This window comes from Streptomyces sp. NPDC094034 (genome assembly GCF_040303865.1).
Taxonomy (GTDB): Bacteria; Actinomycetota; Actinomycetes; order Streptomycetales; family Streptomycetaceae; genus Streptomyces.
This window is the reverse complement of record NZ_JBEOUD010000020.1, coordinates 23,138-36,946: the sequence shown is the minus strand read 5'-3', so window position 1 is coordinate 36,946 and position 13,809 is coordinate 23,138. Positions and strand designations below refer to the sequence as shown.

The following is a 13,809-nucleotide window of genomic DNA, read 5'->3' as shown; positions in this document are numbered from 1 at the left end:
CCTTGTCTGGTGGTCGAAGCCGTCCGTTACGAGGTGATCCGGCGACCGCCACGGTGTCGTCGCCAACGCCGCCGCCGACATGTGACACGGCTTTCTCACGTACTGCGTCAGGGGACCAGTCAAGTACAGCGCGGTGAGACGGAACATAGCCATGAAGCTCAGGTCCATATTCCAGCGTCCAAGCGGGGGGACAGCTCACCGGCTCCGGCCGGCCATCGGATCAGGGACGGGTGGCGGCGAGCGGCCGGTCCCGTCGTACCCCCACGCCCAGGTTCTGGTGGATCTCCATCGTGGCCGTGGAGCGGTTGAGGGTGATGTAGTGCAGTCCGGGGGCGCCTTCGGCGAGCAGTCGTTCGGCCATGGCCGTGGCGTACTCGACACCGATGCGATGTCCGTCGGCCGGCCGGTCGCGAGCCTCTTCGAGCCGCCCGGCCAGCGCGTCGGGGAAGCGGGCGTCGCTGAGTTCGGCGAAGCGGCGGATCTGCCGTACGTCGGTGGCCGGCATGATCTCGGGGACGATCGGGGTCGTACAGCCCGCGGCCTCGATCCGGTCGCGGAGCCGCAGATAGTCCTCGACGTCGAAGAACATCTGCGTGATCGCGTAGTCGGCGCCCGCCCGGCACTTGGCGACGAAGTGACGGATGTCGCTGTCCCAGTCGGGCGAGCGCGGATGGCGCTCGGGGAAGGCCGCCACCCCGACGGTGAAATCGCCCAGTTCCCTGATGAGGGAGACGAGTTCGCCGGCCTGGGCGAAGCCCTCGGGATGGCGGACCCACTCGCCGCGCGGGTCGCCGGGCGGATCGCCACGCAGCGCGAGCACGTCGCGGATCCCGGCGTCCGCGTACTGCCCGATGATGTGCCGCAGTTCGGCTACGGAGTGGCCGACCGCCGTGAGATGGGCGACCGGGCGCAGGGTGGTCTCGGCGGCGATGCGCTTGGTGACCTCGATCGTCCGGTCGCGCGAGGAGCCGCCGGCGCCATAGGTCACGGAGACGAAGGACGGCGCGAGCGCCTCGATCCGGCGGATCGCGTTCCAGAGCGTGCGTTCCCCCGCGGGCGTCTTGGGCGGGAAGAACTCGAAGGAGTACGAGCGCTGCCCGTCGGCCATCAGGGCACGCGGGCCCGGCCTGGGATGCTGCGGGAGGTCCGCGGTCTCTGCCGCCATGGGGAGGGGTCCTTCCTGGAGCCGCTCGGTGCGTGGATGGATACGGTGCGCACACAGTAGCCGCGATGCGCTCCGCTCCCCCGCCATGACCACGGATTGATCACGTACTGATCACCGGGACGACGCTCGCGCACAACAGTCCTTCTTCCGCGTGGAGTTCAGCATGCGTCGGGGGCGCCACCGGCACGTCGCAGACATTCCTCCAGGAAGGCCAGCGCCCGCAGATGGTAGGCGCGGGCGGCGCGGCCGATGCTGATGTTGTGCCCGGCGGCGGGCAGCTGCTCCACCATGACGAGCGGCGCCGCGGTCAGCTGACCCGTCATCGCCGCCAGCGCCTGGTCGTCGAGCTCCCACCAGAGTTCATGTTCCGCGAAGGTCAGTCTGACCGGGCTGGTGATCCGGCCGGCGAGCCGCGGGTACTGGACGGGCCAGGTCGCCGTCTGGGCCGCCTCGCGCGCCGGAACGGCCCTCAGCAGGGCGCGGCTCGCCCGGAACGTACCGGGTGAATACAGATGCAGCGGACCCCAGTTGAGCCGGGACGCGCCACCGCCGAGGGTGTCGGGGAAGTGCCGCGCCTCGGGCGCGTACCGCCAGCCGCATCCATTGATGTCGAGCCCGATCAGCCCGCCGCCCGCGTCCTGCGCGGCCATGTGCAGCGCCACCTTGCCGCCGTCGGAGTGAGCCACCACGAAGAAGCCCGAGCCGGTGGGGTGGTGCCGGGCGAAGCTCGCGAGCGCCTGGTGCAGTGTGGTCGCCTGCTCGCCGAGGGGCTGTCCGTCCGGCAGTGGGCCGGCGGAGGCGCCGTACCCTGGCCGGTCCAGGGCCAGCACCGTATGACCGAGCCGGGCACCCAGGGTGAGCAGTGAGTCGGCCGGGTCGGTCAGTCCGTTGAAGTAGTCGGCGCACATGCCACGGCCGTGGATGGCGACGATCATGGAGCGGGGCTTCGCGCCGCCGTCCGGCTCGGCGAGCAGACCCGACAGCGGGATGTCACCCGCGTGCAGGGTCACGGCGCGGACGGCGGGCGCCGGAGAGGCCGCGGTGGCGGGAAGGGTTACGGGTGCGGTCATGGCAGGCGGTTCTCCTGAGCGGCGGGGCGGGTCCTGGCGCGGTCCAGGCGGTCGGCCCAGCCGGCCGCGCTGTCGGCGCGCAGCAGCGAGGTGCCCACCAGCAGGCCGGCGTACCCCGCGTCGAGCAGTGTCGCGGCGGCGAGCGGGCCGTCGATGGCGCTGGCGCTGACCGGGCAGCGGGTGCCCGAGGCCCGGACCGCGGGCAGCAGGGCGAGGCTGCGGTCGAGGTCGCCGCGGTCGCGTTCCCTGGCCTTGATGTCCTTGTTGTTGACGGCGACGACGCACTCGTCGGCGTGCGGCAGACCATCGAGTTCGGACTCTTCCGTCACCTCGACGAAGGGGGTGAGGCCGAGGGGCAGAGCGGCGGTGATCAGGGTGCGCATACTGGATCGGGGCAGCAGGGCCGCGGTGAGCAGCACGGCCGCGGCGCCGAGTTCCCTGGCGTTCGACAGCTGGTCCTTGCGGGTGATGAAGTCCTTCTGGAGCAGCGGCAGATCGGTGAGCGCGGCGACCTCGCGCAGCAGATCGGTGGTGCCACCGAACCAGCGTCCCGTCACCACCGAGACACAGGGCGCGCCCGCCGCTTCGTAGGACGCCACGATCGCGGCGGGCGTCCGGCCGCCGAGCAGGTCGTGGCCGTGTGCGTCGCGCCGTTTGATCTCCATGACCAGCGGGCGATCGGCGGCCAGCAGGGTTTCCAGGAATCGGGTGGTCATCGGGGCTCCTCAGGGGACGTGCCGGTCCGCCAGGCGCGGGCCAGAGCGGTGACGGCGGGCGCCGAGAAACGTCCGTGTGCGTCACGGGCCGCGGTGTCGACATCGATACCGCGGAAGCCGGGGTGGGCGACGACGGACCCGTAGGCGGGACGGTTGTCCGGGGAGATGCCCCCGGCGAGCAGGAACGGCCGGGTGAGCCGGGGCAGCAGGCCCAGCACATCACGCTCGGGGAGTTGATGTCCCGTACTGCCGACCCGGCCGTCCTCGGTGGCCGTGTCGAGCAGGAACAGGTCGGTGCCCGCCCGCTCGTACGCGCCGATCAGCGGACGTTCAGGACAGCCGCCGCCGCGCAGATGAAGGACCTTGACCAGGATCGCGTCGGGCAGGGCGGCGCGCAGCGCCCGTACCACCGCGGGTGGCTGGTAGGCGTGCAGTTGCAGCCAGCGCAGACCGGTGCGGCGGGCAAGCCCGGCAAGTGCTTCGGGGTCGCCGAGGAAGGTGACAAGGACCGGTTCGAGCCGGCCGGTGGCGCGGGCGGCCGTGACGAGTTCGGTCAGACGTCGCGCGGGAAGTTCGGCGTGGCCGCCGGGTATGCCGTGCCACAGGCCGACACAGTCCGCGCCCGCGGCGGCGAGCGTGGTGATGTCGTCGACGGAGGTGGCACCGCAGACCTTCAGAACCCGGCGGGCCTCGGGTGCGGCCGAGTCTCCCGCCGGGTGCCCGGAGGCGGGCTCCGGGCTCATGTGCCCAGACCCAGCATCGAGGCGATGCGGTTGTACTGGATTTCCGTGGTGCCGGAGTAGATCGTGCCCGCGACGGCGTTGCGCACGTCCTTCTCCAGGCCGTACTCGGTCATATAGCCGTGCCCGCCGAAGAGTTGCACGGCCATCAGACTGGTCGCCACATTGCTCTCGCTCGTGACCAGTTTGGCGATGGCCAGATCCACCGTGACGTTCTCGCCGGCCGCGAGACGTTCACCGGTGTCGTACAGCCACTTGCCCGCCGTCTCCAGCCGGATCCTCATGTCGACGATCTTGTTGGCGACGGACTGGTACGAGCCGATCGGCCTGCCGAAGGAACGGCGGGTCTTCGCGTGGTCGAGGCAGCGGTCGAGCCGGTACCGCATCTCTCCCACGTTCACGATGAAGGAGAAGAGGATCTCCCGCTTCATCACATGGTCGAGCACGATGAATCCGCCGCCGACCCGGCCGAGGACCTGGGTCCTCGGAACACGGCACTCGTCGAAGAACAACTCGCTGAGCGGCGAGGTGCGCAGTCCCATCTTCTTGGTCGGTGTGCCGATCGTGAGCCCCGGGGTGTCCCGGTCCACGAGGAACGCGGTGACCCCGAGTGGGCCGCCGTCCGGATGCGTACGCGCGTAGACGACGAACACATCGGCGACCGGGCCGTTGCTGACGAAGATCTTCGAGCCGTGCAGGACGAAATGGTCGCCGTCCCGTACCGCTCTGGTGGTCATCGCCATGGCGTCCGAGCCGCCCTCGGCCTCGGTGATGGCATGGGCGCCGATCACCTCGCCCGAGCAGATCCGGGTCAGATACCGCTCCTTCTGCGCGTCCGTGCCGAATCGCGCGAGTGGCACACCGGTACTGGCCATGGTGGTGGTGACCGAGAAGCTCAGCCCGGAATCGCGGCAGTGCTCGCCCAGCCCTTCGAGCAGATACATGGTGGTGAGCAGGGACTGGCCGAGGCCGCCCCAGCGCTCTTCGAAGGGCAGTCCGAGGATGCCGGTCTCCCGGATCAGTTTCCACTTGTCCCAGGAGAACGTGGCCTGTTCGTCCTGTTCTATGTGGCCGACGCTGAGCGCCTCACCCCACCGGGCCAGACCTTCGCGCAGTTCGGCCTGGTCGGCGTTCCAGCGGATCACGGCGAGCCTTTCCACGAGGGTTGGTTGACGGGCGGTCGGGGGACCGCGGTGTGCGGTCAGTACGCCGAGGAGACCTGCTCGTCGAGCTGGTGCACCTCGTCGCCCCGGAGTGCCGGGGAGAAGACGCACACCAGGCGCAGATCCTCGTGCGGGCTGGCCACGAGGTAGTGGGCGTCGTTCTCGTTGAGCGAGTAGAGACGGCCGGGCACGATCGGGTGCGAGGTGCCGTCCAGCTCGATCACCTCTCCCGAACCCTCGATGCAGTAGCAGGATTCGATGTGATTGCGGTATTCCAGACGGGACTTGGTGCCCGCGCGCACGGTAGTGTCGGTGATGCTGTAGTCGAGGCCGTCGGCGGCCACGATGAAGCGACGGCTCAGGCCGTTGCCCCACTCGACCGTCTTCACGCTCTCCAGGTCACGGACGAACATGTTCAACTCCCGGTTCTCTCAGGTGTGATGGAACGGTTGGGCGATACGGACCTGACGAAGGCGCGAAAGCCGTCGACGACGTCGCTCTCCTGGGCGAGCGACCGCTCGATCCGGGCGACACCCGCGGAGCCGATGATGACCGCATCGGCTCCGCAGGCGCCCACGGTCTCCACGTCCTGTCTGGTCCTGACCCCGAAGCCGATGGCGATCGGGGATTCCGTGTGCGCCCGGAGCGCGGCGACGGTGGTCGCCAGCGCGGCGTGTCCGCCGGCGGGGGCGGTGCCGCTGCGTCCGTAGTGGGCGACGAGATAGAGATAGGCGCTCGCCCCGGCCGCGGCCTCGGCCATGGTCGACGGCGGGCTCTGCTGGTAACAGGTGGTGACGACGGGCAGTTGGGCCTCGCGGGCCGCCGCGTGGTGTGCGGTGCGCAGCCGGGGCGGCAGCGCGTGGACGAGCAGTCCGTCCGCGCCGGAACCGGCGATCGCACGGAGTGTGCGCGCGGGGCCGCCGTGCTCGCGCTCCCGGTGCTTGAGTGTGTGGCTCCAGTCGGCGAGCAGTGCGATCCGCAGTCGGCGCAGGCGCGGGCGTACGGCGGCGATGAAGGCGAGGACATCGTCGAGCCCGACCCCCTGATCGAGGGCTCGGCGGGCGGAGCGGCGGATCACGGGCCCGTCGGTGACGGAGTCGGGGAAGGGCACGGCGAGTTCGAGGCAGTCGACGCCCTCCTCGTCCAGCATGAGAACGAGGTCGGCGAGGACATCGAGCGGCGGGTCCCCGGCGTTGAGGAAGAGGGCCAGTCCCGGTCCTTCGCCGGGTCCGACGCGGGAGAAGAAGTCAGCCATGGGTCATCTCCTCCGTGCGGCCGGGCGGGCGCGACGCCCCGGTCCTCACGCGCTCGGCGAGTTCGCGGGCGGCTCCGCCGCGTACCGCCTCCAGGGCGGCGGCGACGGCCCCCGTCCAGTCACTGGTGTGACCGCTCGCGACGGCCAGCGCCGCCGCGTTGAGGCAGACCGTACGGGTGGCCACCTCTCCCCCGGTGCCCGCGAGGACGGACAGGAAGTGCGCGGGTGCCGAGGCGGGGTCGGGGGCGGGTCCGAGATCGTCGAAGCCTCCGTCGGGCGGGACCAACTCGCCTGCGGTCAGACGCAGTTCATGGCCGCCGGGGGTGTGGATGGTGTTGTCGGCGAAGCCGAGCAGTTCGTCGGCGCCGCGGTCGTTGGTGGTCAGCCAGAAGGTGCGGCCGGGCCTGTTCCCGCTCTTCGCCTCGCTCTCGGCGAGCGCGCGGAGTTCGGCCAGGGGCGCGCCCGCCGAGACCCCGGTGACCTGCGCCGTGACGGGCAGGTCCGCGAGGAACGGACCGAGGGCGTTGAGGAAGCGGCCGAAGGGTTTCATGCTCGTCGGCGCGATGGTCCTGGCCAGCCGGGTCAGCTGCGCCGGGTAGACGAACGGTCCGGCGAAGGCGATGCCGTACCGGTCCAGGGTGTCGGCGGTCTGGTCGTAGGAGGAGGTCAGCCGGACGCCGAGACGTTCCAGCAGATCGACGGAGCCGAGCGAGCTGGTGTACGCGCGCGAGCCCGTCTTGACGACCCGCACCCCGGTCGCGGCGGCGACGAACGCCGACGCGGTGGAGATGTTGAAGGTCTTCGGTCCGCCGCCGGTGCCCACCACGTTGACCGTTCCCGGCCAGCGGCCCGCCGGCCGGGCGGGCCGCCGCTCGGCGAGCGAGTCGAGCAGCGGACGCAGCGTCTCGTGGCCGGGCAGCGTGGTGGCCAGGCAGGCCAGCAGGGCGAGGGCCTCCGCCCGGTCGACGCCGCCGTCGCCGAGCTGGTCCCAGAACGAGCGCCAGGTATCGCGCCCGACGGGCGCGCGCCGCTCCAGCAGGCCGGTGAGTGCGTCATGCACCGTTATCCGCCCGCCACCTCGGGACGGCGCGCGCCGGCGATGAACGCGTCGATGGCCGCCACACTACGGAAGTTGTCGGGGTCGAGATCGGTGTCGCCGATGGGCAGCTCGAAGCGGTCCTCGACCCAGGCGATCAGCTTCAGCACACCGAGGCTGTCGATGACACCGTCCGAGAGCAGATCGTGGTCGTCCGCCAGCTCCTGGGCGGTGATGTCCGGCAGGAACTCCTCGATGACGAACTGCTTGATGGTGCCGGTGTGGCTCATGACGTCCTTCCCTGGGCGGTTGTGGCTGATGTGACGGTGGAGACGGTGGACAGCCCGTCGAGTCGGTCGAGCGCCTTGCGGTCGACCTTTCCCGTGGCGGTCTTCGGCAGCGGCGCGTCGACGATCCGCAGCGTGGCGGGAACGGCCGCCCTGGGCAGCCGTCTCGCGCAGTGCTGACGCAACGTCAGGGAGTTGAGTCCGCTGCCCGGTTCGCTCTGTACGGCGGCGATGAGCCGGCGGCCCTCGACCGGGTCGGGTACGGCGGCCACCCCCGCTTCGCGTACGGCGGGGTGGTCGAGCAGTATCCGTTCGATCTCCGCGGTGTTCACGGCGACCCCGCGGACCTTGACCTGGTGGTCGGAGCGGCCGGTGAGATGGAGCCTGCCGTCGGCGTCGCGACGTACCAGATCGCCGGTGCGGAACCAGCGCCGGTCGTCGCGTCCCAGCGGGTGGCCGGTGAACTTGTCGGCGTGCCGGGTCCGGTCGAGATAGCCGGCCGACTGGAAGGGGGTGGAGACATACAGTTCGCCGGAGCCCGGTCCCTCGACGGCCGCGCCGTCCGGGGTGAGGATCAGGGCCTCGACTCCCGGCAGCGGGCGGCCGATCGGCACCGGCGGGAATTCGGTGGCGCCGGTGTCGACCTCATGGACGAAGCTGTCGTTGGTCTCGGTGCAGCCGTAGATGTTGTGGATCCGCGCCCCGGGAAACAGCCGGGGCAGGGCGGCGAAGGTGCGGTCGGGTATGACATCGCCGCTGAACATCACCTGGCCGACCCCGGGGAGCGTCACCCCGCGCCGCTCGGCCTCGTCGAGCACCAGCCCGTAGAACATCGGCACCGCCTGGACCACCCGTACGTCATGGCGGACGAGAAGGTCGAGCAGATGCGCGCCCCGGGCGGCGAGTGCGGGATCCACCAGGACCACCCGGCCGCCGTGCGCGAGGGTCGTCCAGATGTCCAGGAGGCACAGGTCGAAGTTGAGCGGCGCGTAGTTGAGTACGGTGACGCCGGGCCCGATGCCGAAGGCGGGGGCGGCCCAGGCGACGAACCGGTTCACGGCGCCCCGGCCCAGGGGGACGATCTTGGGCAGGCTGGTGGAGCCGGAGGTGGTGAGCATGAACGACACCTCGGCGGCCTCGCGGGGTGCCAGCGGCTGCGCGGTGACCTCGGGGTTCGGCGTCACCGCGGCGTCCGTGCCGTCGGCCGTGATCACCCGGCGGCAGCCCGCCTGCGCGAAGAGATCCGCGAGCAGGGAGTCGGCGAGCGCGGGCGACGGCAGCAGGAAGGGGCGTCTGGCCAGCAGACAGGCCAGCACCAGCGCGATGGCCGCGGGCGATTTGGTGGCCAGGACACCGACGGGCTCGCCGGGGGTGAGCCCCAGCCGGGGCAGCCGGTCGCGCTCGCGTCCGGCCCATTCGTACAGCTCGCGGTAGGTGGTCTCCTCGCCGTTCCACACCAGGGCGGTGGCGTCGGGCCGTGCACGGACCTGGGAGAGGAATCCGCCCACCAGGCCGAGGCCGTCAGTCGTCATGTCCGCCTCCCGCTCTTCCCGGGTGTTCGGTCAGTTCGACCCAGCCGCTCTTGACGGCGGGTCCCGCGGGGGTGCGGCAGCCGAAGCGCACCACGCGGCGGGCCGTGTCCGGCTGAAGGTCGAACCGGAGCGGCTCTCCGGGTGTGACGGGCGCCGAGAAGCGTCCGCCGATCCCCCGTATCCGGGCGGCGTCTCCGTCCGCGTACCGGTCGGTGATCTCCTCCACGGCCAGGGCCAGCACGCTCATCCCGTGTGCGATGACGGAGGTGAAACCGGCGGCGCGGGCCGCGTCGGCGTCGAGATGGATGGGGTTCTCGTCGCCGGAGGCCAGCGCGTAGCGGCGGATCCACTCCACGGTCGGCTCGTGGATGACGGTGGCGGGCTCGGCCGCTCCGGCGGGCGCGGGGACGGCGGCGCCGCCGGAGATCTCCCCGAAGGGTTCGAGGGCGGTCGCGCCCACGAGCAGGGCGCTGGTGACCAGTTCGGCGAACGGCTCGGCACCACCACCCGGGTCCGTGGAGCCCGTGGAATCCATGGAGCTCATGGGATCCGTGGAGCCCATGTGGTCCGTGAGGTTCGCGCCGTCGCCGGTCAGCCGGGAGCGCAGCGCGACCCGTGTCCCGCGCGGTTCACGGCGGGCGCCGAGCACATCCAGCCGTACGGTGACCTGTTCACCGGGGCGTACGAGCCGCCGGCAGCGGATGTCCTGACCGAGGTGGACGACCGACACGGGGCCGGGCTCGTCGGCGGTCAGCGCGGCCACCGTACGTTCGGCGACGGCGTGGGCGAGGACGAACGCGTGGACGGGCGAGGCGAGTTGGTCACGCGCGGCGGGCAGCGCGGCGCGGACGGCGCCCCGGTAGGCCGCGATCTCTTCCGCGGTGACGGTACGCGTCGCCGTCGGGGCGGGGGCGGTGGTCATATCGGGGCCACCACCAGGCTGGAGTTGTGGCCGCCGAAGCCGAAGGAGTTGGAGAGCGCGGGACCGGACGCGACGGCTCGCGGGGCGCCATGGACCACATCGATTTCCATACCTGGCTCCAGTTGTTCGTGGTTGGCGGTGGGAGGGACCTCGCACCGGCCCATCGCCTGCACGGTGGCGATCAGTTCGACGGCGCCCGCGGCCCCGATGAGATGGCCGATGACGCTCTTGCTCGCGGTCACCGGCGGCCCGTCCGTGCCGAACACCTTGGCCAGCGCGAGTGCTTCGGCCCGGTCGTTGTGCGGGGTCGAGGTGCCGTGCGCGTTGACATGGACGATGTCGGAGGGGGTCAGACCCGCGTCGGCGATGGCTCCCGACATGGCGCCGACGGCGGCGCCGCCGTCCGGCAACGGCATGGCCAGGTGGTACGCGTCGGAGGTGGCGGCGTAACCGGCCACGGTCGCGTACGTACGGGCGCCGCGCGCCCGCGCGTCGTCGAGGCGTTCGAGGACGACGAACCCGGCGCCCTCCCCCATCACGAAGCCGTCGCGGTCGGCGTCGAACGGCCTGGACGCGTGCTCCGGGTCGTCGTTGCGCAGCGATACGGCGTTGAGGTTGCCGAATCCGGCGAGGGTGACGGGGGTGAGGGTCGACTCGCAGCCGCCGGCCAGGACGACATCCGCCCGGTGGGTTCGCAGCAGTGTGAGCGCGTGGCCGACGGCGTCGGCGCCGCTGGCGCAGGTGGTGGCGATGGTCAGGGCGGGGCCCTGCCAGCCGAGCCGCATCGAGATCTGGGCCGCCGCCGCGTTGGGCATCGTCATCAGTGGCATCAACGGGTTGACCCGGTGCGGTCCCGACTCGGTGAAGTGCCGGGACTCCTGGTCGCTGGTGGCCCGGCCGCCGACGGCGTTGCCGACGACGATCGCCGTACGGCCGGGATCGGCGGTGGGCCCGCCCGCGTCCTGGTGCGCGGCGAGGGCGGCGGTCGTCCCGTACAGCGCGAACGGGTCCATCCTGCGGGCGTCCTTGGCGGGCACGAAACCGAGGGAGTCGAGCCCGGTGACCCGGCAGCCGATGCGCACCCGGTGGCGCGCCAGGTCGAGATGGGTCAGCGCGGCGGCGGTGGACCTGCCCGCTCGCAGCGCGGTCCACAGATCGTCAGGGGTGCAGCCGGCCGGGGTGACGACACCCATGCCGGTGATCGCGACAGGCTCTTGTGGCGGTGCGTGCCTCGGTGAGGTTGGCATCTCGGATCCCGTATCCCGTACGAACGTCGGAGGGCGGAGGGCAAAGGGCGGAGGGGCGAAAGCGGCGGGCGGAGGGGCGAAGGACGGCGGTGAGGGGGCGGGCTGACCGGCCGTCAGTCCGGGATGAGCCCGCACACCCGGGCCGCCTTGAGGAAGGCCTCCGCGGCGAAGTCGATGTCGCTCTTGGTGTGGCGTGCGGTGATGGCGATCCGCAGCCTGGCCAGGTCGTTGGGGACGGCCGGGGTGACCACCGGCAGTCCGATGACCCCCGCCGCGCGGCAGGCCGTGGCGTAGTCGTACGCGGCGTCGTCGGAGCCGGCGATGACGGGGACGACGGCGGTCTCGCTGTCGCCGGTGCGCATCCCGCCGTCGTTCAGCATCTGGCGGAAGCGCGCGGACTCCTGCTGGATATGGCGGACCCGCTCGGGCTCGCGCTCCAGGATCCGCAGCGATTCGAGCGCCGCGCCCGACTGGGCAGGGCCGAGGGCCGCGGAGAAGAGGAACGGCCGTGCCGCGTACTTGAGATGGCCGATCAGCTCGCTCGGTCCCGCCACCCAGCCGCCCATCGAGGGGATGGCCTTGGAGAGCGTGCCCAGCTTGACGTCGACCCGCGCGGTGTAGTCGAAGTGCTCCTCGATGCCCTTGCCGGTGGCGCCGATGACACCGAGCGCGTGGGCCTCGTCCACCATCAGCAGCGCGTTGTGGGCGTCGCACACCCGGCGCAGCTCCGGCAGCGGCGCGATGTCGCCGTCCATGGAGTAGACGCTGTCGACGATGACGAGCCGGATCCCGTCCGGGCTCGCGGCGGCGAGCCTGCGGTCGAGATGGCCGACGTCGTTGTGCCGGAAGCGGGTGACGGTGGCGCCGCTGAGCCGGCAGCCGTCCACGATGCTGGCGTGGTCGTACTTGTCGATCAGTACGGTGTCCCCGGCGCCGACCAGCGCGCCGACCGTGCCGACGTTGGCGGCGTACCCGGAGCCGAACACCAGTGCCTCCTGGCGGCCGGCGAACCGGGCGACCTCCGCCTCCAGTTCCTCGTGCAGCGGGATCGAGCCCGCCAGCGCCCGCACTCCGTGGTTGCCGGTGCCGTACAGATCGACGGCTGCCTTGGCGGCGGCGACCACGCGCTCGTCGCCCGCCAGGCCCAGATAGCTGTAGCCCGACATCATCAGGAGGCGCTCGCCGTCGAGGTCGGCGTAGGCGGTGTCGCGCTCGACCGTGTACGTCACAAAGCTGTTGCGGCGGGCGGGCTCCCACTCCAGGGCCCGCACGCGGCGGTGTGTCGCGGCCAGTTTCGGCGCGAGACGATCCCAGCCCCCGGATGTGTTCACGTACGTCTCCTCACCACGTTTCGGACAATTACCGGAGTCCGCTCAACCTGGACTCAGAGTGCCGACGCAATTCAACGACAGCCGCGCAAGCCGCGCGCAACACGGCACTGAAATGGGAAAAGGAGGGAGCGCAAGAACATCGCGTCAGCTTTACGCAAGCGGAATGAAGGTCTCCAGAGAAATCCAGGGGAATGATCCCCGGCCACTATTGACACACCGAGATGGCCGATTGATATCGTCCAATTTCTGTGCAGGGGGCATGCACAGAGTGTCCCGGACTCCTTCACAAGGACCACTGTGGCGGGGCCCCCTGGCGTGATGTCGACACCCTCGCCGGCGGCAGCCGCCGTCGGTGCAACCGGCCCAGGGCCGACCGCATCGGGGAGTACAGCTTGCTCATCAGACTCGCTGGCCTTGTCACGATCGAACCCGAAGGGGTTCCGCCACAGCATCTGTCCAGCGCTCAGGCTCAAGTCGCGTTCGCCAGGCTGATCCTCGAACGGTCCGGCGGCACCAGTCGCGATCAACTCGCCGACACCGTCTGGCCCGACGGACTGCCGGACACCTGGGCCTCGGCCCTGCGCAGTGTTGTCAGCCGGGTCCGTACGTTCGTCACGTTCCCCCAGCAGCGGCCCGGGGTCACACCACTGGTCGCCCAGGGCGGCCGCTATCTGCTGCGGCTGCCGGACGACGCGGCCGTCGACGTCGAGTGCGCGGAGGCGGCGGCGAGGGAGGCGGCCGAGGCGTACGCCACGGGCTCGTTCGCCGTCGCCCAGCAGCTCGCCGCCGCGGCCGTGTCGAATCTACGCGGGTCGTTCCTGCCCGCCCACGAGGGCGAGTGGGTCAACGGCGTACGGGAATGGCTCGACGAGCTGCGGCTGTCGGCGCTGGAGACCGCGAGTCTCGCCTCGGCGGCCCTGGGCGACGAGCATCACGCGCTGCGGTACGCCGAGGAGGCCGTACGGCGGGCGCCGTTCCGGGAGAGCGCCTACCGGTGCCGGATGGCCGCGCACCGTACGGCCGGCAACCGGGCCGAGGCGCTGCGCACGTATCAGCAGCTGAGGGAGGTGCTCGCCGAGGAGCTGGGGATCGACCCGGCGCCGGAGAGCCAGGCCGCCTATCTGGAGCTGCTGCGGGGCCCCGACACCCCCCGAAGACCGACGCCCGACAACGGCGCCGCGCCGCGTCTCGACCCGCTGCTGATGGGGATGTTCGAGGCGCCGTGCCCGCGGCCGGCGCCGCCGGGACCCTGCTTATTGGCGGCGGGCGGCTGCCTCACCCACCCCGCGCCCCCGGTACCCGACCGGCGTGTGGCCTGACGGCGGGGGAACATACGCGGGCGGCC

General features: G+C 71.3%; 14 protein-coding genes. 1 reads left to right on the top strand and 13 read right to left on the bottom strand.

Annotated features, from left to right (window positions below; translation table 11 throughout):
* Positions 1 to 220: 220 nt before the first annotated feature.
* The 13 genes from metF to ABTZ59_RS19280 form a co-directional block, all read right to left on the bottom strand.
* On the bottom strand, positions 221 to 1,165 hold the full coding sequence (gene metF, locus ABTZ59_RS19340; RefSeq protein ID WP_503003140.1) for a methylenetetrahydrofolate reductase [NAD(P)H]: 945 nt from the start codon (positions 1,163 to 1,165) through the stop codon (positions 221 to 223).
* Between the two features lie 158 nt (positions 1,166 to 1,323).
* Complete coding sequence (locus tag ABTZ59_RS19335; protein WP_351403058.1) at positions 1,324 to 2,235, bottom strand: alpha/beta hydrolase; 912 nt, start codon at positions 2,233 to 2,235, stop codon at positions 1,324 to 1,326.
* Positions 2,232 to 2,951: a beta/alpha barrel domain-containing protein gene (locus ABTZ59_RS19330; protein WP_351403050.1), complete on the bottom strand. Its 720-nt coding sequence runs from the start codon at positions 2,949 to 2,951 to the stop codon at positions 2,232 to 2,234. The genes ABTZ59_RS19335 and ABTZ59_RS19330 overlap by 4 nt, the downstream gene beginning before the upstream one ends.
* Positions 2,948 to 3,694: a phosphoribosylanthranilate isomerase gene (locus ABTZ59_RS19325; protein WP_351403044.1), complete on the bottom strand. Its 747-nt coding sequence runs from the start codon at positions 3,692 to 3,694 to the stop codon at positions 2,948 to 2,950. Before ABTZ59_RS19325 ends, ABTZ59_RS19330 begins: the two co-directional genes overlap by 4 nt.
* The gene (locus ABTZ59_RS19320) at positions 3,691 to 4,836 is read right to left on the bottom strand and encodes an acyl-CoA dehydrogenase family protein (RefSeq protein WP_351403765.1); all 1,146 of its coding nucleotides are present in this window, start codon (positions 4,834 to 4,836) and stop codon (positions 3,691 to 3,693) included. Before ABTZ59_RS19320 ends, ABTZ59_RS19325 begins: the two co-directional genes overlap by 4 nt.
* 56 nt (positions 4,837 to 4,892) lie before the next feature.
* Complete coding sequence (locus ABTZ59_RS19315) at positions 4,893 to 5,267, bottom strand: ectoine synthase (protein ID WP_249950410.1); 375 nt, start codon at positions 5,265 to 5,267, stop codon at positions 4,893 to 4,895.
* A 2-nt stretch (positions 5,268 to 5,269) separates the two neighbouring features.
* Positions 5,270 to 6,109, bottom strand: a complete 840-nt coding sequence (gene trpA / locus ABTZ59_RS19310) for a tryptophan synthase subunit alpha (protein WP_351403036.1) — start codon at positions 6,107 to 6,109, stop codon at positions 5,270 to 5,272.
* A complete protein-coding gene (locus tag ABTZ59_RS19305; protein WP_351403027.1) occupies positions 6,102 to 7,169 on the bottom strand; it encodes an anthranilate phosphoribosyltransferase in 1,068 nt (355 codons plus the stop codon). The genes trpA and ABTZ59_RS19305 overlap by 8 nt, the downstream gene beginning before the upstream one ends.
* A 2-nt stretch (positions 7,170 to 7,171) precedes the next feature.
* Entirely contained in the window at positions 7,172 to 7,435 is a 264-nt protein-coding gene (locus tag ABTZ59_RS19300) for an acyl carrier protein (RefSeq protein WP_351403024.1), read from the bottom strand.
* Complete coding sequence (locus ABTZ59_RS19295) at positions 7,432 to 8,964, bottom strand: AMP-binding protein (protein ID WP_351403020.1); 1,533 nt, start codon at positions 8,962 to 8,964, stop codon at positions 7,432 to 7,434. Before ABTZ59_RS19295 ends, ABTZ59_RS19300 begins: the two co-directional genes overlap by 4 nt.
* Entirely contained in the window at positions 8,954 to 9,886 is a 933-nt protein-coding gene (locus ABTZ59_RS19290) for a MaoC/PaaZ C-terminal domain-containing protein (protein ID WP_351403011.1), read from the bottom strand. The genes ABTZ59_RS19295 and ABTZ59_RS19290 overlap by 11 nt, the downstream gene beginning before the upstream one ends.
* Positions 9,883 to 11,133 carry a beta-ketoacyl-[acyl-carrier-protein] synthase family protein gene (locus tag ABTZ59_RS19285; RefSeq protein WP_351403000.1) on the bottom strand — a complete coding sequence of 417 codons (1,251 nt, stop codon included), beginning with the start codon at positions 11,131 to 11,133 and terminating at the stop codon, positions 9,883 to 9,885. The genes ABTZ59_RS19290 and ABTZ59_RS19285 overlap by 4 nt, the downstream gene beginning before the upstream one ends.
* Before the next feature lie 113 nt (positions 11,134 to 11,246).
* Positions 11,247 to 12,464 (bottom strand): aminotransferase class I/II-fold pyridoxal phosphate-dependent enzyme, encoded by a 1,218-nt coding sequence (locus ABTZ59_RS19280; RefSeq protein WP_351402992.1) that lies wholly within the window; start codon positions 12,462 to 12,464, stop codon positions 11,247 to 11,249.
* A 392-nt stretch (positions 12,465 to 12,856) separates the two neighbouring features.
* On the opposite strand from ABTZ59_RS19280, the gene ABTZ59_RS19275 reads away from it, so the two are divergent.
* Complete coding sequence (locus tag ABTZ59_RS19275) at positions 12,857 to 13,783, top strand: AfsR/SARP family transcriptional regulator (RefSeq protein ID WP_351402980.1); 927 nt, start codon at positions 12,857 to 12,859, stop codon at positions 13,781 to 13,783.
* Positions 13,784 to 13,809: the final 26 nt, after the last annotated feature.

What these genes read in the sequence shown, in the direction of transcription:
- trpA (WP_351403036.1), bottom strand. Translation starts at nt 6,109, where the DNA reads ATGGCTGACTTCTTCTCCCGCGTCGGACCCGGCGAAGGACCGGGACTG.
- ABTZ59_RS19325 (WP_351403044.1), bottom strand. Translation starts at nt 3,694, where the DNA reads ATGAGCCCGGAGCCCGCCTCCGGGCACCCGGCGGGAGACTCGGCCGCA.
- ABTZ59_RS19315 (WP_249950410.1), bottom strand. Translation starts at nt 5,267, where the DNA reads ATGTTCGTCCGTGACCTGGAGAGCGTGAAGACGGTCGAGTGGGGCAAC.
- ABTZ59_RS19330 (WP_351403050.1), bottom strand. Translation starts at nt 2,951, where the DNA reads ATGACCACCCGATTCCTGGAAACCCTGCTGGCCGCCGATCGCCCGCTG.
- metF (WP_503003140.1), bottom strand. Translation starts at nt 1,165, where the DNA reads ATGGCGGCAGAGACCGCGGACCTCCCGCAGCATCCCAGGCCGGGCCCG.
- ABTZ59_RS19285 (WP_351403000.1), bottom strand. Translation starts at nt 11,133, where the DNA reads ATGCCAACCTCACCGAGGCACGCACCGCCACAAGAGCCTGTCGCGATC.
- ABTZ59_RS19295 (WP_351403020.1), bottom strand. Translation starts at nt 8,964, where the DNA reads ATGACGACTGACGGCCTCGGCCTGGTGGGCGGATTCCTCTCCCAGGTC.
- ABTZ59_RS19335 (WP_351403058.1), bottom strand. Translation starts at nt 2,235, where the DNA reads ATGACCGCACCCGTAACCCTTCCCGCCACCGCGGCCTCTCCGGCGCCC.
- ABTZ59_RS19300 (WP_351403024.1), bottom strand. Translation starts at nt 7,435, where the DNA reads ATGAGCCACACCGGCACCATCAAGCAGTTCGTCATCGAGGAGTTCCTG.
- ABTZ59_RS19290 (WP_351403011.1), bottom strand. Translation starts at nt 9,886, where the DNA reads ATGACCACCGCCCCCGCCCCGACGGCGACGCGTACCGTCACCGCGGAA.